This is a genomic window from Roseateles chitinivorans, from assembly GCF_050632235.1.
GTDB classification, from domain to species: Bacteria; Pseudomonadota; Gammaproteobacteria; order Burkholderiales; family Burkholderiaceae_C; genus Roseateles; species Roseateles chitinivorans_A.
In genome coordinates this window covers 6,446,799-6,469,686 of sequence record NZ_CP192584.1, presented here as the reverse complement: position 1 = coordinate 6,469,686, position 22,888 = coordinate 6,446,799, and the positions used below count along the sequence as shown (strand labels likewise).

At 71.1% G+C, this 22,888-nt stretch carries 26 protein-coding genes and 1 pseudogene; 9 read left to right on the top strand and 18 right to left on the bottom strand.

Annotated elements, in window-relative coordinates; translation table 11 throughout:
- The first annotated feature begins 56 nt into the window (after positions 1-56).
- On the top strand, positions 57-539 hold the full coding sequence (locus ACQ859_RS29615; RefSeq protein WP_431263985.1) for an Lrp/AsnC family transcriptional regulator: 483 nt from the start codon (positions 57-59) through the stop codon (positions 537-539).
- Positions 540-551: 12 nt separating this feature from the next.
- Here the strand turns inward: ACQ859_RS29615 and ACQ859_RS29610 are convergent, their stop codons facing one another.
- From ACQ859_RS29610 to fusA, 6 genes are all read right to left on the bottom strand, one after another.
- On the bottom strand, positions 552-1,163 hold the full coding sequence (locus ACQ859_RS29610) for a methyltransferase domain-containing protein (RefSeq protein WP_431263984.1): 612 nt from the start codon (positions 1,161-1,163) through the stop codon (positions 552-554).
- A 61-nt stretch (positions 1,164-1,224) separates the two neighbouring features.
- Positions 1,225-2,073, bottom strand: a complete 849-nt coding sequence (locus tag ACQ859_RS29605; RefSeq protein WP_431263983.1) for an HDOD domain-containing protein — start codon at positions 2,071-2,073, stop codon at positions 1,225-1,227.
- A 198-nt stretch (positions 2,074-2,271) separates the two neighbouring features.
- Positions 2,272-2,523 carry a hypothetical protein gene (locus tag ACQ859_RS29600; protein ID WP_431263982.1) on the bottom strand — a complete coding sequence of 84 codons (252 nt, stop codon included), beginning with the start codon at positions 2,521-2,523 and terminating at the stop codon, positions 2,272-2,274.
- Between the two features lie 66 nt (positions 2,524-2,589).
- The gene (locus ACQ859_RS29595; protein WP_431263981.1) at positions 2,590-2,775 is read right to left on the bottom strand and encodes a hypothetical protein; all 186 of its coding nucleotides are present in this window, start codon (positions 2,773-2,775) and stop codon (positions 2,590-2,592) included.
- 242 nt (positions 2,776-3,017) lie between these two features.
- Positions 3,018-3,617 carry a hypothetical protein gene (locus tag ACQ859_RS29590; protein WP_431263980.1) on the bottom strand — a complete coding sequence of 200 codons (600 nt, stop codon included), beginning with the start codon at positions 3,615-3,617 and terminating at the stop codon, positions 3,018-3,020.
- 110 nt (positions 3,618-3,727) lie between these two features.
- Entirely contained in the window at positions 3,728-5,794 is a 2,067-nt protein-coding gene (fusA, locus tag ACQ859_RS29585; RefSeq protein WP_431263979.1) for an elongation factor G, read from the bottom strand.
- 290 nt (positions 5,795-6,084) lie between these two features.
- Here fusA and ACQ859_RS29580 point away from each other — a divergent pair, with 290 nt between their 5' ends.
- Positions 6,085-7,263, top strand: a complete 1,179-nt coding sequence (locus tag ACQ859_RS29580; RefSeq protein WP_431263978.1) for a PQQ-dependent sugar dehydrogenase — start codon at positions 6,085-6,087, stop codon at positions 7,261-7,263.
- A gap of 23 nt (positions 7,264-7,286) precedes the next feature.
- Here the strand turns inward: ACQ859_RS29580 and ACQ859_RS29575 are convergent, their stop codons facing one another.
- Both ACQ859_RS29575 and ACQ859_RS29570 read right to left on the bottom strand, forming a co-directional pair.
- Positions 7,287-7,796, bottom strand: a complete 510-nt coding sequence (locus ACQ859_RS29575) for a GNAT family N-acetyltransferase (RefSeq protein ID WP_431263977.1) — start codon at positions 7,794-7,796, stop codon at positions 7,287-7,289.
- A complete protein-coding gene (locus ACQ859_RS29570) occupies positions 7,787-8,374 on the bottom strand; it encodes a GNAT family N-acetyltransferase (protein ID WP_431263976.1) in 588 nt (195 codons plus the stop codon). Before ACQ859_RS29570 ends, ACQ859_RS29575 begins: the two co-directional genes overlap by 10 nt.
- A gap of 129 nt (positions 8,375-8,503) precedes the next feature.
- Between ACQ859_RS29570 and ACQ859_RS29565 the strand changes: the two genes are divergently transcribed.
- Positions 8,504-9,238 (top strand): TetR/AcrR family transcriptional regulator, encoded by a 735-nt coding sequence (locus tag ACQ859_RS29565; protein ID WP_431263975.1) that lies wholly within the window; start codon positions 8,504-8,506, stop codon positions 9,236-9,238.
- 60 nt (positions 9,239-9,298) lie between these two features.
- Here the strand turns inward: ACQ859_RS29565 and ACQ859_RS29560 are convergent, their stop codons facing one another.
- Both ACQ859_RS29560 and ACQ859_RS29555 read right to left on the bottom strand, forming a co-directional pair.
- Positions 9,299-9,931 carry a GNAT family N-acetyltransferase gene (locus ACQ859_RS29560; RefSeq protein WP_421037313.1) on the bottom strand — a complete coding sequence of 211 codons (633 nt, stop codon included), beginning with the start codon at positions 9,929-9,931 and terminating at the stop codon, positions 9,299-9,301.
- 249 nt (positions 9,932-10,180) lie between these two features.
- The gene (locus tag ACQ859_RS29555; protein WP_431263974.1) at positions 10,181-11,362 is read right to left on the bottom strand and encodes a GGDEF domain-containing protein; all 1,182 of its coding nucleotides are present in this window, start codon (positions 11,360-11,362) and stop codon (positions 10,181-10,183) included.
- 91 nt (positions 11,363-11,453) lie between these two features.
- Here ACQ859_RS29555 and ACQ859_RS29550 point away from each other — a divergent pair, with 91 nt between their 5' ends.
- Complete coding sequence (locus ACQ859_RS29550; RefSeq protein WP_431263973.1) at positions 11,454-12,527, top strand: lactonase family protein; 1,074 nt, start codon at positions 11,454-11,456, stop codon at positions 12,525-12,527.
- Between the two features lie 12 nt (positions 12,528-12,539).
- On the opposite strand, the gene ftrA is transcribed toward ACQ859_RS29550, so the two are convergent.
- Entirely contained in the window at positions 12,540-13,553 is a 1,014-nt protein-coding gene (gene ftrA / locus ACQ859_RS29545) for a transcriptional regulator FtrA (protein WP_431263972.1), read from the bottom strand.
- Between the two features lie 101 nt (positions 13,554-13,654).
- Between ftrA and ACQ859_RS29540 the strand changes: the two genes are divergently transcribed.
- The gene (locus tag ACQ859_RS29540) at positions 13,655-14,074 is read left to right on the top strand and encodes a rhodanese-like domain-containing protein (protein WP_431263971.1); all 420 of its coding nucleotides are present in this window, start codon (positions 13,655-13,657) and stop codon (positions 14,072-14,074) included.
- Here the strand turns inward: ACQ859_RS29540 and ACQ859_RS29535 are convergent.
- On the bottom strand, positions 14,068-15,015 hold the full coding sequence (locus ACQ859_RS29535) for an AraC family transcriptional regulator (protein ID WP_431263970.1): 948 nt from the start codon (positions 15,013-15,015) through the stop codon (positions 14,068-14,070). The genes ACQ859_RS29540 and ACQ859_RS29535 overlap by 7 nt on opposite strands.
- 119 nt (positions 15,016-15,134) lie before the next feature.
- Here ACQ859_RS29535 and ACQ859_RS29530 point away from each other — a divergent pair, with 119 nt between their 5' ends.
- Entirely contained in the window at positions 15,135-16,016 is an 882-nt protein-coding gene (locus tag ACQ859_RS29530; protein WP_431263969.1) for an oxidoreductase, read from the top strand.
- Positions 16,017-16,095: 79 nt separating this feature from the next.
- On the opposite strand, the gene ACQ859_RS29525 is transcribed toward ACQ859_RS29530, so the two are convergent.
- The 5 genes and pseudogenes from ACQ859_RS29525 to ACQ859_RS29505 all read right to left on the bottom strand — a co-directional run bounded on the left by ACQ859_RS29525 (position 16,096) and on the right by ACQ859_RS29505 (position 19,263).
- On the bottom strand, positions 16,096-16,611 hold the full coding sequence (locus ACQ859_RS29525) for a CreA family protein (RefSeq protein WP_431263968.1): 516 nt from the start codon (positions 16,609-16,611) through the stop codon (positions 16,096-16,098).
- Complete coding sequence (locus ACQ859_RS29520) at positions 16,604-17,503, bottom strand: acyltransferase family protein (protein ID WP_431263967.1); 900 nt, start codon at positions 17,501-17,503, stop codon at positions 16,604-16,606. Before ACQ859_RS29520 ends, ACQ859_RS29525 begins: the two co-directional genes overlap by 8 nt.
- Positions 17,494-17,793, bottom strand: coding sequence for an acyltransferase family protein (locus tag ACQ859_RS29515; RefSeq protein ID WP_431263966.1), 300 nt, complete (start codon positions 17,791-17,793; stop codon positions 17,494-17,496). The genes ACQ859_RS29520 and ACQ859_RS29515 overlap by 10 nt, the downstream gene beginning before the upstream one ends.
- A gap of 221 nt (positions 17,794-18,014) precedes the next feature.
- Positions 18,015-18,361: pseudogene (locus ACQ859_RS29510) on the bottom strand (antibiotic biosynthesis monooxygenase family protein).
- Positions 18,358-19,263, bottom strand: a complete 906-nt coding sequence (locus ACQ859_RS29505) for a hypothetical protein (RefSeq protein WP_431263965.1) — start codon at positions 19,261-19,263, stop codon at positions 18,358-18,360. Before ACQ859_RS29505 ends, ACQ859_RS29510 begins: the two are co-directional and overlap by 4 nt.
- A gap of 128 nt (positions 19,264-19,391) precedes the next feature.
- Here ACQ859_RS29505 and ACQ859_RS29500 point away from each other — a divergent pair, with 128 nt between their 5' ends.
- From ACQ859_RS29500 to ACQ859_RS29490, 3 genes are all read left to right on the top strand, one after another.
- Positions 19,392-20,096 (top strand): ArsR/SmtB family transcription factor, encoded by a 705-nt coding sequence (locus tag ACQ859_RS29500; protein WP_431266692.1) that lies wholly within the window; start codon positions 19,392-19,394, stop codon positions 20,094-20,096.
- Positions 20,093-20,890 carry a DUF72 domain-containing protein gene (locus tag ACQ859_RS29495; RefSeq protein ID WP_431263964.1) on the top strand — a complete coding sequence of 266 codons (798 nt, stop codon included), beginning with the start codon at positions 20,093-20,095 and terminating at the stop codon, positions 20,888-20,890. Before ACQ859_RS29500 ends, ACQ859_RS29495 begins: the two co-directional genes overlap by 4 nt.
- Before the next feature lie 109 nt (positions 20,891-20,999).
- Positions 21,000-22,196 (top strand): GGDEF domain-containing protein, encoded by a 1,197-nt coding sequence (locus ACQ859_RS29490; RefSeq protein WP_431263963.1) that lies wholly within the window; start codon positions 21,000-21,002, stop codon positions 22,194-22,196.
- An 81-nt stretch (positions 22,197-22,277) separates the two neighbouring features.
- On the opposite strand, the gene ACQ859_RS29485 is transcribed toward ACQ859_RS29490, so the two are convergent.
- On the bottom strand, positions 22,278-22,883 hold the full coding sequence (locus ACQ859_RS29485) for a YdeI/OmpD-associated family protein (protein ID WP_431263962.1): 606 nt from the start codon (positions 22,881-22,883) through the stop codon (positions 22,278-22,280).
- Positions 22,884-22,888: the final 5 nt, after the last annotated feature.

Sequence of the window (22,888 nt, the reverse complement as noted above, 5' to 3'; positions counted from 1 at the left end):
TGCGATCCACGTCGTGGACACGGGGTGATGCGCAGGAATCCTGCAAGAATCCGGCCATGGACAAGCAGATCGAGCTTGATGCGATCGACCGACGCATCCTCCACGCCCTTCAGGCCGACGGCCGCATGACCTACGACGCGCTGGCGGCGCAGGTCAACCTGTCGTCGTCCGCCGTGCTGCGGCGGGTCCGGCGGCTGGAAGAAGACGGCGTGATCACCGCGTACGTGGCCCTGGTGAATCCGGAGCGTGTCGGGCTCGGGCTCACGGCCTACATCAACGTCCGGCTCGAGAAGCACACCGAGAGCCACAAGCGCACGCCGATGGACCTGTTCCGGGCCGCCGTCCAGACCTGGCCCGAAGTGGTGGAATGCGCCGCCCTGACGGGGGAGATGGACTACCTCTTGCGCGTGCTGGTCGAGGACATGGGCCACTACGCACGCTTCATCAGCGACACGCTGCTGCGCCATCCCAGCGTGCAGGATTGCAAGACGAGCTTCGTGCTCGACCGGCTGAAGAACACGACCGCGTTGCCGGTGTGACCGGACGCGCCGTCAGCGGCGTTCCAGCACCACTGCCAACTCGAACCACCCGCGCTCGTGGGGCCGTTGCGCGTAGGGAGGCGCGGGCCACTTCCACAGCGCAAGCGGGAACAGCGCGCGCACCGCGTTGATGTCGCAGTGGTACGGCGGGCCGATGACCTGACCCTGCTCGGACTCTTCGCGACGGGCCTGCATGAACAGCGCCAGCAGCCGTCCGCCGGGCTTCAGCCAGCGCTGCAGTTGCTCGGCATAGGTCGTCCATTGATCGGGGTGCAGCGCGCAGAGGCAGGTCTGTTCGTAGACGAGGTCGAGCGCTTGATCCGGACGCCAGGCCAGGACGTCCGCCTGCTCCACGCGACCCGGCAGATGCCCGTCCTTGAGCTTGGCGCGGGCGCTTTCGACGGCGGCCGGCGTGTAGTCGAGCCCGGTCACGTCGAGGCCTTCCCGGGCCAGCACCGCAAGTTCATGACCCCGACCGCAGCCCGGCACCACGATCCGCTGGCCCTGGCCGAGCAGGCCTTCGCTCAACCAGACCGCCAGCTGCGGATGCGGGCCGCCACGATCCCACCCGGTCTGTCCGGTCTCGAACCGTTGTTGCCAGAACGCTTGATCGGGGCCGGCCATGGTGCTGTCTCCTCGCGGTGTCCGCGTCTTGTGAAGCGGACAGCGTAACGCCGCGCGAGGATCAGACGACGCCGTCGACCTCGTGGACGAGTTTCAGCGTGTGGGCCGGAGAGAGGCTCATCAGCTCGCCGATCTCGATGAGATCGTCCGGCACGGCCGGGTTCTCCCAGCTCTGCGCCGTGTGCCGCGCCAGACGAACTGCCAGCATCACGCTGCGGACCTGCGGGTCGTGGACCTTCTTGTCGTCGACGATGTGGGCGAGCAGCTCTGGCAGGTGCCAGGTGCGCATCAGCGCCTGCTCCAGATCGCCGAGCTCCACGTTGAGCACCGCGCGCTGCGCGGCGACGCTGCGCAACGTCGGGTCCGCTTCCTGACGACGCTGGATCTCGAGCGCCAGGTCGGGCGCCTCGCACCACAGCAGCATCTCGGAGAAATCGTGCAGCAGCGCGGCGCTGTGGACGACGGCCGCGTCCGGGTCGGCGCGGTGCGCGGCGAAGCCCAGCGCGAAGCGGGCCGCGCGTTCGGCGCGATGCAGCACACGCTGGATGCCGGCGAGCGCATCCGGCCGGTCCGCCAGGCGCTGCTCGACCGTCGGCTGCTCACCGAAGGCCTTGAAGAAGGGGGTGATGCCCATCAGCACCAGCGCGGCCGTGACCGTCTCGGTGTCGGTCAGCAGCCGGCTGGAGCGCTGCGACGCGGCATGCGCCAGCAGCTTGAGCGTCATCAGCGGGTCCTTGCTCAGGAACTCGCCGAGCAGGTGCGCGTCGACCGCGTCCTCATTCGCGCGCCAGAGTTCCAGCTGCTCGGCCGTGCTGGCCAGCACCGGGATCTCCATGTCGCGGAAGCGGGCGGTCCACGCCGCCAGATCCGGCAGAGGCCGGATCAGCGGCTGGAACGGCTGCCGCGGCACCGGAGCCGGGGAGGGAATCGGCGGATTCCCCGGCCCGTTCCCGGACGGGGCAGACGCAGCGGGCGGAGCGCTCTGGGTCATGAAGCGGGGTCGTCGCGTGGGCGGCGATGCACGGTGAACGTTGTCCATCGTATATCGGCTCGGCCCCCGCGAGCTTGATCCCCACCGCGGCCACGGCGACCGCGAGCCAGAGCGGCATCACAGCCGTTGCACACCCGCGAGGGTGCCCTGCAGTTGGCCGTCGACGTAGATCCGGCCGGAGCCGTCGGCGTCGGCATGGAACTCCAGCCCCGCGGCCGGCTCCTCCCGGCGCGCCGCCGGGGCGACGTGCCAGGCCCAGCTGATCAGGCGCCCGCCGGCGCTGAGCAGCAGGATCGCCAGCCAGCCCCGCAGGCTTTGCTGACGGACCAGGCCATGCATGCGGCCCGGCATCAAGGTGATCTCTTGCATTTCTTGTCTCCCTGGGCGGCCTGCGCCGGACCGGGAAGACATCCCGTTCCGTCGGAGGCTACCCGTTCAAGGGCTGAAGTCGTCGTGCCGCTGAAGTGCGCGCTTCAGGGCCTGCTGTTCCTGCTGGCGGCGGCCGCCGGCGGAGGGGCCGTGACGGCCCGCGGAACGGCCGTGGCTCAGGGCCACGAAGGGATTGCGCGGCTTGCGCGGTGTGATGGCGAGACGCGGACGGGGAGTGGTGAACTGGGCCATGGCAGCCTCCTGTGGACGGACGGGAATGGGGTCGAAAGGGCATGAGCGCCTCGGTCCCGGAACGGCGCCTGACTGCGCTGCCGTTGCGGCGGGGCTCAAAAGTTGCGCAAATGATAAACATCTGATTATCAAGCGCAAGTGATTTTGCTCGGACGTTGTCCCAGGGCGACGGGACGCGCGCAGGCGTGCGCCCACCTTGCCGGCGCGATCGGATCAGGAGCAGGGCGTGCGGAGGAAGCGCGTCAGCGCTTCTTGGCCTTCAGCGGGGCGATGCTCCGCTGCAGCTTGTGCCAGTCGTCGACATCGGAGGTCGCGGGCGCGGCAGCCTTGGGGGCCGGCGCCGGGGGCGCATTCGGCGCGGGCGGGGTGAGCACCTCGCCCAGCAGGTCCAGCAGGCGCGTGCGCGCCCGTTGCGGATGCCGGCGGTAGTAGGTCAGCACCAGGCCGACGATGAAGCGCTCGTCGTCGTCCTGGGGCAGGCTGGGGGAACTGTCCGCCGAGGCGGGCCGGCTCGTGCTCGATAAAGCCGCGTTGCCCTGCGAGGTACCGCCGAGCGCCGGTGCGGCGGTGCCGAGCGGACCGTGTTCCTGGTCCATCCAGCCGTTGGGCTTGTGGGTCAGCTGTTCGAACTGGCGCGCCAGCCGCTCCCCGATCTGCCGCGACCGGCTCTTGATCTGGCTCCAGTAGCTGGGCTGGATCTGCAGGCGCTCGGCGAAACGGCGCTCCAGGCCGCGCAGGGCGGCGGCATCGGGGTGTTTGATCGTGGCGGAGACAAACTCGTCGAACAAGCGCATCGCGTTGTCCAGGCGGATCTGCGCGACGTCTCGGTGGGCGGAACACATCCCCCGATGATAAAGCTTCGTTCACAAACCGCCGGGCCCCGCCCCGGGGCTCGCGCCGTGCCCATCGGCGTGGTAGCGCTACGGGACGAGCGCCCCGCGACCTCCGGGGGCTATTCCTCCTCCTTCAGGTGGTAGCCCGCCGCCAGTTGCGCCTGCGTATTGGGGGGCACCGCCTCGTAGTGGGACAGCACCATCGTGTAGCGCCCCTGGCCGCTGGTCATCGCGTTGAGGCGGTTCTGGTAGGCGCTGAGCTCCGCCAGCGGCACCAGCCCGTCGACGCCGAGTTGTCCCGGCACGCTGCCGCGCGTCCCGAGCACCTGGCCGCGTCGCGACGCCAGGTCGCCGGTGATGTCGCCGGTGGCGCTTTCCGGCGCGCTGATCTCGACCTGAACGATCGGCTCCAGCACCACCGGCCGGGCCTCGCGCACCGCCGCGATCAGCGCCCGTTTGCCCGCCGTGATGAAGGCGACTTCCTTGGAGTCCACCGAATGGTGTTTCCCGTCGAAGACCGTCACCCGCAGGTCGACGACCGGATATCCGGCCACGACGCCCTGCGCCAGCGCCTGCCGCACGCCCTTCTCGACCGCTGGCATGAACTGGCCCGGGATCGTGCCGCCCTTGACCTCGTCGCGGAACTCGAAGCCGGCGCCGCGCTCCAACGGCTCGACACGCAGCCACACCTCGCCGAACTGGCCTGCGCCGCCGGTCTGCTTCTTGTGACGGTAATGGCCTTCCGCCTTCGCCGAGATCGTCTCGCGGTAGGCGATCCGCGGCGGCTGGGTCTGGACGTCGAACTTGTAGGTCTCCTTGAGCCGGTCCAGCAGTACCCGCAGGTGCAGCTCGCCCAGCCCGTAGACCAGCGTCTCCTCGCCCTGCGGGCCGAGCCCTTCCTCGTTGCCGCCGCGCTCCAGGCGCAGGCAGGGATCCTCCTCGACCAGGCGCGTCAACACCTCCCACAGCCGCTGCTCGTCGCCATGCCGGCTCGGCCGGATCGCCACGCCGTGCACCGGGGTCGGCAGCGCGATCGGCGCCAGGTGCAGGTGCTCGTCCTCCTGTGCGTCGTGCAGCACCGCGTCGTAATGCAGCTCGTCGATCTTGGCCAGCGCGCACAGGTCGCCGGGCAGCGCCTGCTCGATCTCCACGTGCTCCTTGCCCTGCAGCATGAACAGATGCGCCACCCGCACCGCCTTGCGCGCATGACCGACGAAGAGCTGGGCGTTCTTCCTCAGCGTGCCCTGGTGGACGCGCAGCATCGCAAGCTTGCCGAGGTAGGGATCGGACTGGATCTTGAAGACGTGCGCGACGACGTGCTGCGCCGGATCCATCGCGACGATCAGCGGTTCCGCCTCGTCGCCCTCGCGTCGCATGAACTGCGGCGGATTGGCCTCATAGGGGTTGGGCAGCAGTTTCTCGATCACGTCGAGCAGCTCCGCCACGCCCGCGCCGGTGCGCGCGGACACGAAGCAGACGGGGATCAGATGCCCCTCGCGAAAGGCCTGTTCCAGCGGTGCGTGCAGCTCGGTGGCCGGCACGTCGCCGTCGTTGAGGTAGCGGTCGACGAAGTCCGGATCGACCTCCACGACCTGCTCGACGAGCGCGCGATGCGCCGCGTCGACCGAGCCGAAGTCGCTCTCGCCGCTGCAGCCGAAGAAGCAGTCCTGCACCCGGGTGCCGCCCGCGGCGGGCAGGTTCAGCGGCAGGCATTCGCGACCGAAGGCCTCCTGGAGCTGACCGAGCAGCGCCTGCGCGTCGACGCCGGGCGCATCGATCTTGTTGACGATGATCAGCCGTGTGAGGTCGCGTCCGGCCGCCGCGTCCATCATCCGGCGCACCATCAGTTCGAGGCCGTTCTGCGCGTTGATGACGACGGCGACCGTCTCGACCGCCTCGAGCGCCGGCAGCGCCTGCCCGATGAAATCGGGCGCGCCGGGCGTGTCGAGCAGATGGATGCGCAGGCCCTCGTGCGTGATGTGCATCTGCGAGGCCTGCAGCGAATGCAGCATCCGTTTCTCGAGCGGATCGTGGTCGCTGACCGTGCTGCCTTTCTCGATGCTGCCGGCGGTCTTGAGGGCGCCGGCCTTCAGCAGCAGGGCCTCGGCCAGCGTGGTTTTGCCGGCGCCGGCCGGACCCGCCAGCGCGAGGGTGCGGATCGCCGCGATGCCGGGATGCCGCGGCACCGCGGCGCCGCCTGGGCTGCCGGCGGGGGGCCTTCCGTGTCGGGGGAGGGAGTGGGGGACATGGCTCGTTCCTCTCAGGCAAGAGTTGGACGTGGGTCTGGAGCCGGACTGCGGCCAGCGTAGAGGAAGCGCCCGGCCTTCACAAGGGAGGGGCATGGGCGGACCGATTGCATCCGCTTGCAACTCCGACGCGGGGCCGGCCTAGACTCGTCGTCTTCACGGCGTCGTGACGCCGTCGTGGGTGGCCGGTTCCTCGGCCGGCCCCATCGATCAGCACAAGGAGAACGGGCATGAGCGTGGCGGAATGGATGTCGACGCTGGCGGTCGCGATGGCGGCCACGGCCTGTGGCGGAGGGAGCGGCGCGAGCGCCGGCGGTGACGACACCGCCGCGCCGGCCCAGCCCGGCGGCGGCGCGGCGGCGCCGTCGATGCAGACCTTGAACAGCACGCTCGATCGCCCCTGGGGCCTCGTGCAGCTGCCCGACGGCCGGCTGCTGGTGACGCAGAAGGGCGGCACCCTCGTGCGCCTGTCCGCGGCCGGCAAGACGGAGGCGACGATCTCCGGCGTGCCCAAGGTGCTCGACAGCGGGCAGGGCGGACTGCTCGGCATCACGATCGATCCCGACTTCGCGACCGCCGGCAACAACTGGGTCTATTTCTCCTACTCGGAAGCGGGCACCGGCACCGAGGCCGGCAAGGCCGGCACGACGGTCGCGCGCGGGCGTCTCGAGGGCGACGCCCTCGCCGGCGTGCAGGTGATCTTCCGCCAGGCACCGAAGGTCGACGGCAGCGGGCATTACGGCTCGCGGCTGGTCTTCGCGCGCGACAAGACGCTCTACATCACGACGGGCGAGCGCATGAAGGGCAGTCCGTCGCAGGACCTGCAGCAGACGCTGGGCAAGGTGATCCGCGTGAATCGCGACGGCAGCATCCCCGCGGACAACCCGAGCTTCGCCGCGGGCGCCAAGCCGGGCATCTGGAGCTACGGTCACCGCAACATCCAGGGCGCCGCGCTGCATCCGCAGACCGGCGAGCTGTGGATCACCGAACACGGCCCGCAGGGCGGCGACGAGGTCAACATCGCGCGCGCCGGCCAGAACTACGGCTGGCCGGTCAAGAGCTACGGCTGCGAGTACGGCTCGCCGGTCGGCGACGCCTGCCGGATCGGCGGGGGCACGCATGCGCCGACCTACGTCGAGCCGCTGACCACCTGGACGCCGATCTCGATCGCGCCGGCGGGGCTGGTCTTCTACACGGGCAGCCTGTTCCCCGAATGGCGCGGGCAGCTGATCTCGGGCTCGCTGGCGGGCACCGCGCTGTGGCGCATCGCGCTGAACGGCGACACGGTCACGGGCAAGGAGAAGATGTTCGGGGACCTCGGCGAGCGCTTCCGCGACGTGATCCAGGCGCGCGACGGCGCGTTGCTGACGGTGACCGATGGCGGCAAGCTGATGCGCGTGTCACGCTGAGGCGCGCAAGCGCTGAAGACCGCTCAGTCCAGCCGCTTCCAGTACAACGCGGTCGCCTGCAGCTCCCCTTGCGGATTGGCGGCGAAGAACGGGATCTCGCCGGCGCGCTCGAAGCCTCGTGATTGATAGAAGGTCTCCGCGGCCGATCGGGCTTCGGTGTCGAGCGTCAGCAGGCTGAGATCCGCGTCCCGGGCGGTCTGCTCCAGCGCGGCCATCAGTTGGACGGCGACACCGCGCCGCCGCGCGTCGCGATGGACCATCAGCTTCATCACGTCCCCGCGATGCCGCTGATTGGGCTTGCCGCAGATCGACAGCTGAACGGTGCCGAGCGCGCGGTCGCCGTCGCGCGCGATCCACAGCCGATGCCGCGGACCGAGCTGATCGAACACGCCTTCCCAGTACTCGCGCATCTGCGCCTCGTCGACGTCCTCGAGGAACCCCAGCGAGCCGCCGCCGTCGACGACATCGAAGAACAGCTCGCCGAGCGCCGGCATCCAGTCGCGGTCGGTGCCGCGCAGTTCGATCAGGTCCATGAGGATTCCTTGGGTTCCGGTTTCAACGGCGAGAGGATGGGGACTGGCGCGGCGACGGCGGCGGTGGCGACCCGCAAGGACTTGCCGAGGCACACCGCGTCCTCGCGGTCGACGTAGCTGCCGTAGTTGGGGATCTCCGAGTAGCCGTGCCGCCGATAGAAGCGCAGCGCGCGTCCGTTGACGCGGCGCGTCTCCAGCCAGATCGCGCGGTAGCCCATGACGAGGGCCTCGCGCTCCAGCGCCGTGAGCAGCGCGGCCCCGACGCCGCGGGTGCCGTCGCGGGCGAACATCCGCTTGAGCTCGCCCACCGGTGCGCCGCCCGCCTGGGCGAGCGGGCGGACCGCGCCGCAGCCGAGCAGCGCGCCATCCGCGCCCCGTGCCACGAGGAACACCGAACGCCCCGCCGGCATCGACGCGGCCTCGAAGCCGCTGGCGCCGGAGTCGCCGCTGAGCGAGGCCAACCGCTGGTTGAGCTGGTGCATCAACAGCACCGCATCGGGGTGCGTGACCGGGACGGCTTCGAGCACCGGCACTGCGGCCGTCGCGTTGGCATGGTCAATCGCAGGCAGTTGTGGCATCGTTCAGTCTTCATTCAAACCGTCGATCAAATACTAACCAATGGTTATCAAGTCCACAAGCGGCAGCCGCGCGCCGATGCCGGATCCGCGCCCGAGCGGTCCGAAGGGCCTGCACAACCCCCGGGCGTCGTGCAGGCGGGGCCGGCGGGCTCGGCCGATGCGCGCCCCCAGGCCAAGCCGCAGCCGCGTGTGCGGCAGAAGGTGGCCAGGCCGGACGGACCGCTCAAGCGGCAGGCGCAGCGCAAGGCGAAGCACGAGGGCGATCTCGGCCTCGACGCCGATGCGACATCCGGCCTCGATGCGGGCGTCCCGCCCACCGCCTCCCAGCAGCGGCGCGCCGCGCACAAGCTTGCGCTGGAAGCGGGGATCCTGTCCGCGGCGCGCGAGCTCTTCGCCGAGCGCGGCGCGGACGCGTTGACGCTGCGCGACGTGGGGGCGGCGGTGGGGTACTCCCACGCGACGCTCTACAGCTTCTTCCACGACAAGGGGGAGTTGCTCGCCCGTCTGGCCGATGACAGCCTGCGGACGCTGCTCACGCGGCTGCAGGGGGCGTCGGACGGCGCGGCCTCAGGCGGCGAAGCCGCGGCGGTGGCGAGGGCCTTCGTGAACTGGGGCTTGCAGCACCCGCACGACTACCGGCTGCTGATGCTGGACACGCCGGTCGCCCTGCGTGAATCGTTGATCGCGGGCCTGGACGGGCTGATCGCCCCGGCGGCGTTGCCGGCCGCGCGCGCCGCGGCGCTCTGGGCCGGGCTGCACGGCCTGGTGATGCTGGAGCAGGGCGGGCTGGCCGCGCTGGGCGGCGCCGCGGCGCGGGCGAGGCGCGTCGAGGCGCTGCTGGCGGGTCTGCTGGCGACGCGCTGACGCGCGTGCCATCGGGCGGGGGCGCGACGTGCCGGACGCACGCACGCCCGGCGAAGAGGCTCAGACCAGATGCGGCAGGCGCTTGTAGTACAGCGCGGCGGCCTGCAGCTGGCCTTCGGCGCCGTGGCAGTGATCGGGGATCTGGCCGGCGCGCTGCCAGCCCAGGTGCGCGAACACCGCTTCCGCCTGGGAATCGGCGCAGGTCTCGAGCTGCAGCAGGAAACGGCCCTGCGTCGCCGCCGCGCATTCCAGGCGCGACATCAGCTGTCCTGCCACGCCGCGGCTGCGTTCCTGGCTGTGCACCATCAGCCGCTGGACTTCCCCGCGGTGGTGCGCATTGGCCAGCGGGCACAGCGACAGCTGGACGGCGCCCAGCAGACGGCCGGGGCCTTCGGACTCGCAGGCGATCCACAGCATGTGGTGCTGGCCCAGCCGCGCGAAGACGCCATGCCAGTAGTCGAGCGCCTGGTAGCGCGACAGTGGGGCCAGGAAACCCAGGGTGGCGCCGAGATGGACGTTGTCGATCAGCAGGGTCGTCAGGGCGGGCAGCCATTGCAGGTCACGGGAGGTCAGCTTGACGACCTCCATCGGCGCGCGCTGCAGATGCTGCGACGCGGCGGCATCGCTGGCCAGCGGATTGAGGGCGCGCGGTGCTCGAGCGTGAACGGCCGTGGGGCTGAGGGCGACATGCATGGCGGGAACTCCAGGTCTGGGTACAACGACGTCCCGAGCCTCTCGTGGAGGGCGCTGGGACCTGGAAAACCCTGACGCAAACGTCATGCCAACCGGGCGCTGGGGCACATCGACTGGGCGATTGCCGCGCGACCCGGGCGGTGCGCGTGAAACGCGTCACGTCCGGAAGCCTTCGAGCCGGGAAACCGGGCCCGATCGGGCCCTGTCCAGGCGCCGCCGCGGCCGCCGGCGCCGGGCGCGCGGCCGCCTTCAGGCGGGCACGGCCACGCTGAGCTCGGCCTCGAGCCCCGGTTCGGCGCACAGGCGCCCCTTTCCCTGGCGTTTGGCGGCGTAGAGCGCCGCCTCGGCGCGGTGCAGGAGGTCCTCGATGTTGCGGTCGCCGTTGCGCAGCTTGGCCCAGCCGGCGGAGTAGCCCAGCGTGAAGCCGAGCTCGCGCGGTGCGAGTTCGAGCAGCGCCTCGCGCTGCCGCCGGTCGAGCGCGGGCGGCCCGACGAGGTCCGAGCGCGCCATCAGCACGGCGAAGCGCTGGCCGTCGATGCGCGCGACGACGTCGCCCAGGCGCTTCTGTTCGTCCAGGCAGCGGCCGAAGAGCGCGAGGGCCTGATCGCCCTTGGCCTCGCCGTGCGTGGTGTTGATCGCCTTGCAGCCGTCCACGTCCATGACGACCAGCATCAGCGGCTCGCTGTAGCGGCGCGCCATCGAGATCATGTCCACCGAGCGCTGCTGGAAGGCGCGGCGGTTGGCCAGCCCGGTGGCCGCGTCGATCTGCGTGAGGCGGCGCAGCTCGGCCTCGCTCTCGCCGCGCCAGGCCACGAGGATCGCGATCGCGGCCGCCAGCACGCAGACGTTGGCCACGACGGCGAACGCCATGTTGAGCGGGTGCGGCGCATCGAAGCTGGGCAGATGGGCCGTGTCGAAGCCGGCCAGGTAGGCGCGCGCCAGGTTCAGGACGGCCAGCAGGCCGAGGCTGACGGTGAACAGCAGCCGCCAGCGCAGGTTGCCGGCCGGACCGCGCTTGATCGGCTGCATCAGGCTGGCCCCGAGTGCCAGCATCTGCAGCCCGATGCAGCCGTTGGACCAGGCCAGGCGCAACGCGTAGTTGTCCCAGCCGGCGCCGTAGCCGACCATGACGAGCACCGGCATGCCGTACTGGAAGAGCCGGCCGAGGCGGCCGGGCAGCCAGCGATCGGCGGCCATCCACAGCAGCGTCACGCTGACGCTGAGCAGCCCGAGCGCGACGATGGCGGTCAGTCGCATGCCGTCGGGCGGCAACAGCAGCAAGGCCCAGCCGGCGGCCTGCGCGGCCGCGCTGAGCTGCGCGCGACGGGCGGCGACGCTGTCGCACCAGCCGAGCAGCAGCGGCAGCAGCAGCGCCAGCACCAGGGACTGGATCAGCATCAGGCTGAACAGCGTCGGGACGTCGAAACGCATACGCGCGGCACCCGCCGGCGAGGCGGGCTGGAGCTGGTCGTGACAGGGCATTGTGGCCGTAAAGTCACGCGCGATGACCCCCTCGACGCCCATGATCCCCGCTCCCCCGCCCGAGGGCTTGCCGTTCGCCTACGCCGGCGGCTACGCACCGCAGTGCGGCGGGATCCACGCGCTGGTGCGCGACGCCGGCGGCCGCGTGCAGGCGCGCCTCGCGGCGGCCGTGCCGGGCAGCCCGACGTGGTTGCACCTGGCCGACGGCGGCCGGCGTCTGCACGCCCTGCTGGAGGACGGGCACGAACTCGCGACCTTCGAGGTCGATGCGGCGGACGGTGCGCTGACCCTGTTGTCGCGGCACGCGACGGGCGGCGCGCTGCCGGTGCATCTGGCGTTCGACGCCCGCGTCGAGGGCGGGCCGGCGTGGGTCGCGCACTACGGCGACGGCTCCTTGCGCCGGGCCGCGATCGGCGCGGATGGGGCGCTCCGGGCGCCGGAAGCCGTCATCGCGCCCCGGTCCGGTGCCGGCGCCGCCGCGACCGAGAACGCAACCGAGGGCGAGGCCGCGCACGCGCACATGGCCCGCTTCCATCCGCGCTGGCCGCTGATGCTGGCCACGGACCTCGGACGCGATCTGCTTCGGGCGTGGCGGGTCGGGACCGGCGCGACAGACCCTGTCGAACTGGAAGGCCTCGTGCTTCCGGCAGGCTCCGGGCCGCGTCACTTCGTGTTCCACCCCCGGAACGACGGTCATGTCTACCTGCTCAACGAGCAGGCGAACGCGCTCGACTGGGTGGGCCTGGACGAGTCGGGACATCTCACGCATCGGCTGCGCCTCAGCAGCCTGCCGGCGGGATTCGAGGGCCTGAGCTACGCGTCGGATCTGCTCATGGCGGCGGACGGCCGTCGACTGTTCGCGCTGAACCGTCTGCATGACGCGATCGCCGTCTTCGATCTCGACGAGGCGGGGCGGCCCTCCTGGTGCGGCGAGGTCTGGGCCCAGGGGAGCTACCCGCGCAGCGCGACCGTCAGTCCGGATGGCCGGGAACTGTGGGTCTGTCTGCAGCGCAGTCACCAGATCTGCGTGTTCGAACTCGATGGCGCGGCGCTGCCGCGCTTCGACGGCCGCTTCATCGCCATGCCGGGCGCCGCCTGCGTCGTGTTCCGCTGACGATCTGCGCGTTCAGCCGAACTGACGCCGATACCGTGACGGCGCGGGCAGCCCCAGCCGCCGGAAGTGCCGCCGCATCGACTCCGGCGAGCCCAGGCCGGCGAGGTCCGCGACCGCCTCGACGTCGAGCGCCTCGCGCGTCTCCAGCAACTCCTTCGCGATGGCGACGCGCTCGCGGGTCAGCCATTCGAGCGGCGCGAGGCCGGTGCTCTCCTTGAAGCGGCGCTGCAGCGTGCGCGCGCTCATCGCGGCCTGACGGGCCATCGACGCGACGGTGTGCGCCCCGCGCGGATGCGCGCGCAGCCAATCCTGCAGCACGGCGATGGGACTGGCCTCCTCGGACGGCATCGGCCGGGGCACGAACTGCGCCTGTCCGCCGTCGCGGTGCGGCGACATCACCAGGCGCTGCGCCACCGCGTTGGCGATGCGCGGACCGTGGTCGCGCCGCACCAGGTGCATCAGCATGTCGAGCCCCGCAGCGGATCCCGCCGAGGTGATCAGCGTGCCTTCGTCGACATAGAGCGCGGACGGGTCGACGTCGATCGACGGGAACTCCCGGGCGAGGCGCTCCGCGTAGCGCCAGTGCGTGGTCGCGCGCCTGCCGTCGAGCAACCCCGCATGCGCGAGCACGAAGACGCCGGAGCAGATCGTGCACAGCCTGGCGCCGCGCGCATGGGCGGCGCGGATTGCGGCCAGCAGCGCCTCCGGCGGACGTTCGGCGGCGTCGCGCCAGCCGGGAATGACGATGGTGTCGGCGCGGCGCAGCATCGCCAGCGTGTGCGGGGCCTCGATGCGCACGCCCCCGGTCCCGCGCAACGGGCCGGGCTCCGCGGCGCAGATCGCATGGCGGTACCAGGCGACGCCGAGCTCCGGGCGGTCGAGCGCGAAGAGCTCGACGGCGCAGCCGAACTCGAACATGCAGAGCCGGTCGTACGCGAGGATCGCGACGAGGGGCGGCTTCGGCGGGGTGGTCGCGGTGGGCGGGGGCCGGGCGCCGGATCGGGAATCGGCAGTCTGACGTGGCATGGCGCGATGTTACCGGTCAATGTCTTTCCCGCCACTCGCCCGATCCAGGGGAACTCACGACACTGACCCTCATCGATACCCTACCGCTGAAGGAAACCCCGATGAGCTCGAACATCTCCGCCGTTCCCGCCGCGCCCAGCGCCCAGGCGCTCGCGCACTTCGCGCAGGCATTCGCCTTCGAGACCGACTGCTGGGACGTGCACGACGCGTTCGCGCGCGGCGTCGAGGACTTCGTGCTGCTCGACGTCCGCAGCCACGAACTCCACGCCCGCGGCCACGTGCCCGGCGCGGTGAGCCTGCCGCACGGCAAGATCACCGAGGGCAAGATGGCCGCGTACCCGATGGACACGCTGTTCGTCGTCTACTGCGCCGGTCCGCACTGCAACGGCGCCCACCGCGGCGCGATCCGGCTCGCGACGCTCGGGCGGCCGGTGAAGCTGATGATCGGCGGATTGACGGGCTGGATCGACGAGGGATTCGACGTCGCCCGTCACGCGACGCCCGAAGTTGTCGGTCAGTGAGAGGACACGAACGGCCCGTCGTCCCGCGCCGGCAGGGCGAACGAGGCTTTCAGGCGCGCGACCTCCGCCTGCGGCGCCTGTCCGAACAGACGGCGGAACTCGCGGCTGAACTGCGAGGCGCTCGCGTATCCGACCCGGTCGGCGGCCGAGGCCGCCGTCATGCCCTGCCGCAGCATCAGCAGGCGCGCCCGGTGGAGCCGCGTCGACTTCAGGTACTGCATCGGCGTGGTCTGCGTGACCGCCTTGAAGTGGGCGTGGAAGGCGGCGAGTCCCAGGCCCGCCTCGCGCGCCAGGCGCGAGACGTCCAGCGGCTCGGCGAAGTCCGCATGGATGCGCCGGAGCGCCAGGGCGATGCGCCCGAGGTGCCCGCGCTCGCCGAGCACGCTGCGCAGCGTCGCCCCCTGGGGGCCGTCGAGCACGCGGAAGTACAACTCGCGCAGCAGCGCGGGCCCCAGCACGGCGGTCTCGACGGGATCCGCCATCGCTTCGAGGAAGCGCAGCAGCGTGGCCTCGATCCGGTCGTCCATGGGGGAGGCCTCGAGTCCGAGCGTTTCGGACGCGCTCGGGTCATCGTCGCGCGACCCTCGACTCCGATCGATCGCGAGGGCGACGTCCGCCGCCAGCGTCGGGTCCAGCCGCAGGTAGACGGCCAGCAGTGGCGCCGCCTCGCTGGCGTCCGTCTCCATCGTGAACGGCACCGGCACGGCGACCACCAAGTAGTGCCGCGCGTCGTAGACGATCGTCCGGTCGCCGACGAAGCCCCGCTTGCGGCCCTGGCAGACGAAGACGATGCCCGGCTCGTAGAGCACCGGCGTGCGGTCGAGCGGGCGGTTGCTGCGCAGCCATCGGACCGAGTCGATGGGACTCACGGTGTAGCCCTCGTCGGGCGCGAGCTGGTGCAGCAGGTCGCGGATCTGGCGTTGTCGGTGGTCGTCGGTCATGGGATGCCGTGAATTCTCGTCTCGGTGAGGACCGGCCGGCGGCGGCATGGAGGAATAGGCAAGACCGGCAGGCCGCTGGGCCTGCGCAAACGGCCCGGCGGTTCCTAGCATTCCCTGCCATGAACACGACCCCCACGAATCCCCCGCCGTCGACGGCGCGGTCCACCAAGACCTTCCTCATCACCGGCGTCAGCAGCGGCTTCGGACGCGCGATCGCGCAGCGCGCGCTGGCCGACGGCCACGTCGTCGTCGGCACGGTGCGCCACGCCGAAGCGGCGCAGGACTTCGAGCGGCTCTGTCCGGGCCGGGCCCATGCACGTCTGCACGACGTGACGGCGCTGGCGCTGGCGGCGCCGCTGGTGACGGCCATCGAGGCCGAGGTGGGCCCGGTCGACATCCTCATCAACAACGCGGGCTACGGGCACGAGGGCATCCTGGAGGAGAGTCCGATCGACGACCTGCTGCGCCAGTTCCAGGTCAACGTCTTCGGGGCGGTGGCGATGATGAAGGCGGTGCTGCCGTTCATGCGAGGCCGTCGTTCGGGCCGCATCTTCAACACGACGTCGATGGGCGGCTTCATCACGATGCCGGGCATCACGTACTACTGCGGCAGCAAGTTCGCGCTGGAGGGCCTCTCCGAGGCGCTGGGCAAGGAGGTCGCGGACCTGGGCATCACCGTCACGGCCGTCGCGCCCGGGTCCTTCCGGACCGACTGGGCGGGACGGTCGATGGTCCGGTCCGGGCGCAGCATCGCCGACTACGACGCGATCTTCGACCCGATCCGCGCGCGGCGGCAGGCCGTGAGCGGTCGGCAGCTGGGGGATCCGGCGCTGGCCGCGGGCGTGATCGTGGACCTCGCCGTCGGCGCAGCGCTGCCGCCCGCGCATCTGCTGCTGGGCAGCGACGCGCTCGGGCTGGTGCAACAGAAGCTGGCGTCGATGAACGAGTCGATCGAGGCGTGGCGCGCGGTGACGGTCAGCACGGATGCCCCGCTCGAATGACGGCGCGCAGCATCCGTCAGTGCTGAGTCCTGTGGGTGGCGATCCCCGGTGACGATCACCAGGGGGTCACCGACGATCGTCACTTCACCGGAATGACGGTGGCTCGATCCACCGGCACCGCGGTCACGCTGTTCTGCGGCGAGCCCTCGATCACGCGGTCCGAGTAGGTGAGGTAGACCAGGGTGTTGCGCTTCGCATCGACCATGCGGACGACGCGCAGCCGCTTGAACACGAGCGAGGACCGTTCGGAGAACACCTCCTCCTGCTTCGGGAGCGGCTTGGGGAAGCTGATCGGACCGACGGCGCGGCAGGCGATCGACGCCTCGGACTTGTCCTCGGCCAGGCCGAGACCGCCCTTGATGCCGCCGGTCCTGGCGCGCGACACGTAGCAGGTCACGCCGTTGACGGCAGGATCGTCGTAGGCGTCGACGACGATCTTGTGGTTCGGGCCGATGAACTTGAACACCGTGCTGACTTCGCCGATCTCCTCGGCGCTCGCGGCCATGCAGGCCGAAGCGGTGAGGGCCAGCGCAGCGGCGCCGAACGACGCGAGACGGAGAGGCCGGGTGGGGCCGGAAGGACGAGGGCTACGCATGCTGAGGGCTCCTTGGACCCGCCGTTGTAGCACGCGCCGCGTCGACGAATTGCGACGGGATCCAGCGGTCGCGCAGGGCCAGGAAGGGCCGCTCCACCAGCCGGTACAGCAACCAGCCGCCGAGCAGGCAGGCCGCCGCGATCACCGGCACCGTCCAGCCCGAGGCGCGCATCAGGCCGATCGCCGCGAGCGGCTTGACCAGCGCGAAGGCGATCGGCTTGTGGGTGAGGTACAGCGCATACGACCAGCGCGCCAGCGCGTTGGCACCGGGGACCTGGACACGGGCCATCGGCCCCTGCGGTGCGAGCGCGGCCAGCACCATCAGGCCGAAGCTCCAGGCGAGCGCGCTGTAGCCCCAGCTGCTCATCGCATGGCCGTAGCCGTAGTCGTCGATGTAGTAGCCGTGCAGCATCAGGGTCAGCATGCCGAGGCTCGCAGCCCCGCCGATCGCGAGCAGCGTCCTCGCGCGCCGCATCAGCGCCGCCCAGAGGTCCGCGTGGCCATGCTTCAGCAACGCGATCGCGACGCCGGGCAGGAATTCATCGAGGCGCGCGAGGCTGCCGTAGTACAGATGCGGGTAGTAGCCGAGCGACGGATCCTGCGTGCCGTACAGCCGCCACAGGTGGTCGCGCCAGACGACGGCCGCCAGCGTCAGCACGCCGATCAGCGACCATGCCAGCGCGCGGCGGTGGCGCTTCAGCGCCGCTCCCAGCATCAGCGCCGCCGGCAGCACCAGGTAGAACTGCTCCTCGATGCACAGCGACCAGGCATGCGAGAAGGCGGTGCCCGGCGTCAGCGCGATGTTCTGGGTGAAGGTCAGGAAGCGCCACAGCGGCGGCGGCTCGCGTCCGCCCATCACCTGCGGGAACAGCCAGTACAGCATCAGCACCACGTAGAAGTTGGGCAGCGTGCGCAGCAGGCGCCGCCCGTAGAAGCGCGGCAGCGAGAGCTGCTCCCCCGTTGCATCCCGCCCATCAGCTGGTTGGCGATCAGGTAGCCGCTCAGCACGAAGAACAGGTCGACGCCCGTCCAGCCGATGCTGCTCAGCCAGCCGAAGGTCGGCGCGCCGCTGACGAAGACCTGGTAGTGGTACGCGAAGACCAGCAGGATGGCGGCGGCGCGCAGCGTGTCCAGGCCGTGCTGGCGCGGCGAACCCGGGGCGGGCAGGGCAGGGGATGACATGAGCGGGATCCGGCCTCGAAGCCGTGTCGTGTGGGCGGCGGCGATTCTCGGCGCGCCGCCCGGCGCCGGGCGCGATCGTGCGACGAAATGGTCGGGTCCGGCGACGAGACCCTGGTGGAAGGCGCGTTACGCACGTTACGCCCGTAGCGCCCGGCGCCCTGGTACGCCCATGCGTCTGCAGCGCAGCGCAAGTCCGGTACGCGCCGCGGTTCAGCCGCGATTCATCCGTGATGCCGCTCGCGGCTGTCTGCAGGCGCCTGCTCGCGCTCGGTCATGCCGTAGTCGCGCAGCACCGAAGCGACGCGCAGGCGGTAGTCGGCAAACACGCCCCCGCGGCCTTCGGATTGAGCGCCGCGATGCGCTTCGATGCGACGCCATTCGCGCACGGCCTCCTCATCGCGCCAGAAGGACAGCGAGAGCAGCTTGTCGGGATCGGTCAGGCTCTGGAAGCGCTCGATACTCAGGAAGCCATCGACCTCCTGCAGCAGCGGCTTGAGGGCCGCGGCGAGTTCCAGATAACGGTCGCGCCCGTCGGCGCTGGGGATGACTCGAAGATGACGGCGATCATGGGCGGGGCTCCTTGTCCAGGTCGTCCTGGTCGTCCAGGAATTGCGGGATATCCATGTTGGGCAGCGACAGGGGCGCGGCGGACTCCGGAAGACGGAGATCCGCCTGTTCGGAGCGCCACGTCAGCGCCGCGTGGAGGCTCGTCAGTGCCAGGCCTTGCCCGGGACACCGGTGGGCGCCATCGCCGAACGGATGATCGGTGCCGGACAACGGCACGCTCACCGGCTCGGCGGGATCCTGCCGCACGTCGAAACGGCGGGTCACCCGCACGGCGCCGCCGTCACGGGCGATGCGCAGCAGCCCACCCCGGGAGGGCACCTGACCGGTGGCCCGCGATTCGAGCAGCGCGTGCCCGAGCAGCGCGGCGCCGGCCTCGTGGCTCTGCCAGACCAGCGCCAGCCGGTTGGCGGTGAACGCGGCGCGGTCGGACCACCGCTCCGGCGCGGCGTGTCGCAGCAAGGACCATTGCAAGGGCGCATCCGGTGAACGACGCTCCGCGTCGTCGAGCGCGGTCAGCAATGCCGTGACCGCCTCGCCGCCCGCGCGGATCGCTTCGGCGTCAGCAGTCGCGCCCAGGCCGGCAGCCATCGCGCGGAGTGCGGCGTGCAGCCGGCCTTGTGCGTCGACATCGCGGATCTCGATGCCGAGCAGGCTCGCGACCGTCGACGCCGGCACAGCCCAGGACCAGTGCGACCAGCCGCCCTGCAGCGCGATGACGGCCTGGCGCCGCGCATGCGCGCGGACGTCGTCGTCCGAGAGCGCCAGCAGCGCATGCGTCAGCGCGGCCTTCTCGGGCGCGTGCGCCGGATCGTCGCGCTGTCGCAGCCACCGCGTGAAGACGTCGGCGAGCGGCCCGCCGTGCAGGCGTAGCGGCAGCGGCAGCGGCTCGCCAGGCGGGCGCATGCGCAGGTCGGGATCGAGCAGCGGCGAATGGAAAGGACAGGAGGGGGCATGGCTCGGGTCAAGGGAAGGGGCATGGGGGAATCTTCGCGATGGATCGCCAGGAACGCTTCGCTTAGCATCGAAGCATGATTGACGCCCCCACCGCCGACGAGGCGCTGGCCCACATCGCCGCCAGCATGGCCGAGCCGGTACGCGCGCGCATGCTGTGCTGCCTGATGGATGGCCACGCGCGCACGGCGACCGAGCTGGCCGCCGTCGGCGACGTGGCCGCGTCGACCGCCAGCGCGCATCTGGCCAAGCTGCTGGGGCAGGGCCTGGTCGGCTGCATGGCGCAGGGCAAGCACCGCTACTACCGGCTCGCCGGACCGGAGGTCGGCCAGGCGCTGGAGGCGATGCTGGTGCTGGCCGGTCTGCCGCGGCCGCGTTTCGAGCCCAGCACGCCGCCCGCGCTGCGACAGGCCCGCCGCTGCTACGACCATCTGGCCGGCCACTGGGGCGTGCGGCTGCACGACCACGCGCTGCGCCTGCACTGGATGACGCCGGACCCCGACGAGGTCGGCGGTTACCGCATCACCGGCGAGGGCCTGGACGCGCTGCGCGGGCTCGGCGTCGACGTGGACGCCGCCACCGGCGCGCGCCGCCGTCGCCTGGCCTGCGCCTGCATGGACTGGAGCGAGCGTCGACCGCACCTCGGCGGCGCACTCGGCGCGGCCTGGCTGCAGGCGATGCTGGCGCAGGACTGGCTGGACCCCGATCCCGACAGCCGCGCGTTGCGCGTGACGCGCCGCGGACAGACCCGACTCGAACGACTTCTGGAGGACACGACGACATGAGCACCGCTATCCACGTGGGCATCGGCGGCTGGAACTTCGAGCCTTGGCGCGAGACCTTCTATCCCAAGGACCTGCCCGCCTCGCGCGAGCTGGAGTACGCCAGCCGCCAGCTGAGCGCCATCGAGGTCAACGGCACCTACTACTCGACCTTCAAGCCGGCGACCTTCGCCAAGTGGCGCGACACCGCGCCCGAGGGCTTCGTCTTCTCCCTCAAGGCCAACCGCTTCACGACCAACCGGCGCGTGCTGGCCGAGGCCGGCGAGTCGGTGACGCGCTTCATCGACAGCGGCGTCGCGGAACTCGGCCCCAAGCTGGGACCCATCGTCTGGCAGTTCGCGACCACCAAGCGTTTCGATCCGGTCGACTTCGGCGCCTTCCTGAAGCTGTTGCCCAAGGAGTCCGCGGGCGTCCCGCTGCGGCACGCGCTCGACGTCCGCCACGAGAGCTTCCGCTCGCCGGAGTTCCTGGCGATGGCGCGCGACCATGGCGCGGGTGTCGTCTTCACCGAATCCGACGACTATCCGCCGATCCCCGACCTCACCGCCGACTTCGTCTACACGCGGGTGATGCGCACGCGCTCGGAGCTGGTCACCGGGGTGACGGAGGAGGAACTCGACGGTCTGGCCGCCAGCGCCTCGCGCTGGGAGTCCGGCGGTCAGCCCGACCGGCTCCCGCTGGTCGAGGCCGACCGCACGCCGCCGAAACGCGCGCGCGACGTGTTCGTCTTCTTCATCAGCGGCGCGAAAGAGCGCGCGCCCGCCGCCGCGATGGCGCTGATCGACCGGCTGTCCTGAGCGCGAACGCAGGCGTCCCCCATGGCCACGCGGGTCTGAGGCGTCGGTAACCGGCAACGCCCGCGATGTAGGGGGCACCGACGGGGCGTCGTCACTACACTCCTGCGTCATGGCGTCCATCCACATCCCCACGCTGATGTTGGCGCTGCTGAGCGGTTTCGCGATGCTCGGCGTGCAGCTGTGGGCGGCGCAGCGCAGCCAGCTGCATTACCTGGATCTCGGGGTGTGGACCTGGGGCTCGTGGACGCTGCTGTTCGGCTTCGTGGGGCTGGCGTCGCGCATGGTGCTGCCGGTCTGGATCTCCGCGCTGGTCGGCAACGGGCTGATCGCGCTGGGCCTGGTGTTCTACAACGAGGCGATCCACCGGCACGTGCTGGGGCGCTCGCTGCCGCGATGGATGTGGTGGGGCGGGCCGGCGGTGGCCTGGGGGCTGACCGCCTGGATGCTGGCGTGGCCGCTGGCGCTGCGCACGAGCGCGATCTCGCTGGTCTTCGCGGTGTTGCTGCTGCCGGCGATCTTCGTGCTGCTGGGGCCGGGGTGGCGCGGTGAGGCCTCGCTGCGCGCCGTCGGCGTCACGCTGGTGGCCGCCGCCGCGAGCCTGCTGCTGCGCAGCGTGCATGCGCTGACGAATCCGGACGAGTACCGCGACCTGATGCAGGGCAGCCTTGGCCAGGGCCTGACCTTCCTGTTCAGCTTCATCTGCCTGATCGGCGCGGGCTTCGGCTTCGTGCTCGCCAATTTCGAGCGCATCGCGCGGCGCATGGAGGAGGTCGCCTCGACGGACGGCCTCACCGGTTGCCTGAACCGGATGACGGCCGACGCGCTGCTGCGACACGAACTGGAGCGCGGACGGCGCGAGGGCACCCCGCTGGCCTTCGTGCTGCTGGACCTCGACCACTTCAAGGATGTCAACGACTGCCACGGCCATCACGCCGGCGACGACGCGCTGCGCGCCTTCGCGGCCGAGGTGCGGGCCCGGCTGCGCGCGTCGGACGTCGTGGGCCGCTGGGGCGGCGAGGAATTCGGACTCGTGCTGCCGGCCACCGACGGCGCGGGTGCCCGGAGCCTGGTCGAGCAGATCCGGGAGGCGGTGGCGACGCTGCAGCTGTGCGACGGCGACGGCCGGGCGTTCACGCTGACGGTGTCCGCCGGCATCGCGGTGGCGGAGCCGGGCAGCGCGCTGACCGCCGATCAGCTGTTCATGCGCGCCGACCGCGCGCTGTATCGCGCCAAGGACGGCGGCCGCAACAACGTGCAGGTGCACGACAGCAACTGGGAGCTGGGGACGGAGTCTCCCGTCGCCTGAGTTCGTCACCAGAGGGCTCGCCGCCACCCGGGCGACCCGGTCATCACCCGGCCGCCACTCCGGACGCGCCGCGCGAGCGCCTCAGCAGTTCTCGTACTTCCAGTTCCGCCGCTTGCCTTCGGCGATCCACTCGACCGCCTGGGCCAGGCGGCGCGCGCGGGTCTCCGGCCTCTTCGCCTCGACGATCCAGTCGACGTACTCGCGCTGCTGTCCGGGCGGGAAGGACGCGAAGTGCCGATGCGCGGCGGCATCGGCCTTGAGCGCGGCCGCGAGGTCGTCCGGAATCTCCGGCGGCGGCTTGGGCGCGGTGGCGCGCGCGGGGCGGGCCTTCACGCCGTCGTCGATCAGCTGCATCGCGCGCTTCAGGATGACTTTCTGCTCGGCCTTGGGCGGCAGGTCCTTGATCGAGGTGAGCTTGCCGAAGTCGCCCATCGCGCTGCCCTTGGCGTGGTCGGCACCGACGGCCGCCTCGCCGTGCCAGAAGCCGATCGAGCAGTGCGCCTTGAAGGCGGCCATGCCGGTCAGGATCTTGTCGCGGTAGGTGAAGTTGGGGAAGCCCCACTTGATCGTCTCGACGACGTCGGGGCAGTGCGCGTGCACGGTCGCGCGCCAGTGGCGCAGCAGGTCCTGCGCGAACGGGGCGGCGCGTTCGATGTAGTCGTCGACGCGGGGATCGAGGGTCGGCATGGTCC

Coding starts and splice junctions, on each gene's coding strand:
- ACQ859_RS29575 (WP_431263977.1), bottom strand. CDS start 7,796: ATGGACCTGATCGAACTGCGCGGCACCGACCGCGACTGGATGCCGGCG.
- ACQ859_RS29610 (WP_431263984.1), bottom strand. CDS start 1,163: ATGGCCGGCCCCGATCAAGCGTTCTGGCAACAACGGTTCGAGACCGGA.
- ACQ859_RS29485 (WP_431263962.1), bottom strand. CDS start 22,883: ATGCCGACCCTCGATCCCCGCGTCGACGACTACATCGAACGCGCCGCC.
- ACQ859_RS29615 (WP_431263985.1), top strand. CDS start 57: ATGGACAAGCAGATCGAGCTTGATGCGATCGACCGACGCATCCTCCAC.
- ACQ859_RS29535 (WP_431263970.1), bottom strand. CDS start 15,015: ATGACCGACGACCACCGACAACGCCAGATCCGCGACCTGCTGCACCAG.
- ACQ859_RS29515 (WP_431263966.1), bottom strand. CDS start 17,793: ATGTCATCCCCTGCCCTGCCCGCCCCGGGTTCGCCGCGCCAGCACGGC.
- ftrA (WP_431263972.1), bottom strand. CDS start 13,553: ATGCCACGTCAGACTGCCGATTCCCGATCCGGCGCCCGGCCCCCGCCC.
- ACQ859_RS29595 (WP_431263981.1), bottom strand. CDS start 2,775: ATGGCCCAGTTCACCACTCCCCGTCCGCGTCTCGCCATCACACCGCGC.
- ACQ859_RS29525 (WP_431263968.1), bottom strand. CDS start 16,611: ATGCGTAGCCCTCGTCCTTCCGGCCCCACCCGGCCTCTCCGTCTCGCG.
- ACQ859_RS29540 (WP_431263971.1), top strand. CDS start 13,655: ATGAGCTCGAACATCTCCGCCGTTCCCGCCGCGCCCAGCGCCCAGGCG.
- ACQ859_RS29490 (WP_431263963.1), top strand. CDS start 21,000: ATGGCGTCCATCCACATCCCCACGCTGATGTTGGCGCTGCTGAGCGGT.
- ACQ859_RS29530 (WP_431263969.1), top strand. CDS start 15,135: ATGAACACGACCCCCACGAATCCCCCGCCGTCGACGGCGCGGTCCACC.
- ACQ859_RS29580 (WP_431263978.1), top strand. CDS start 6,085: ATGAGCGTGGCGGAATGGATGTCGACGCTGGCGGTCGCGATGGCGGCC.
- ACQ859_RS29600 (WP_431263982.1), bottom strand. CDS start 2,523: ATGCAAGAGATCACCTTGATGCCGGGCCGCATGCATGGCCTGGTCCGT.
- ACQ859_RS29495 (WP_431263964.1), top strand. CDS start 20,093: ATGAGCACCGCTATCCACGTGGGCATCGGCGGCTGGAACTTCGAGCCT.
- ACQ859_RS29570 (WP_431263976.1), bottom strand. CDS start 8,374: ATGCCACAACTGCCTGCGATTGACCATGCCAACGCGACGGCCGCAGTG.
- ACQ859_RS29555 (WP_431263974.1), bottom strand. CDS start 11,362: ATGCGTTTCGACGTCCCGACGCTGTTCAGCCTGATGCTGATCCAGTCC.
- ACQ859_RS29560 (WP_421037313.1), bottom strand. CDS start 9,931: ATGCATGTCGCCCTCAGCCCCACGGCCGTTCACGCTCGAGCACCGCGC.
- ACQ859_RS29550 (WP_431263973.1), top strand. CDS start 11,454: ATGATCCCCGCTCCCCCGCCCGAGGGCTTGCCGTTCGCCTACGCCGGC.
- ACQ859_RS29505 (WP_431263965.1), bottom strand. CDS start 19,263: ATGCGCCCGCCTGGCGAGCCGCTGCCGCTGCCGCTACGCCTGCACGGC.
- ACQ859_RS29590 (WP_431263980.1), bottom strand. CDS start 3,617: ATGTGTTCCGCCCACCGAGACGTCGCGCAGATCCGCCTGGACAACGCG.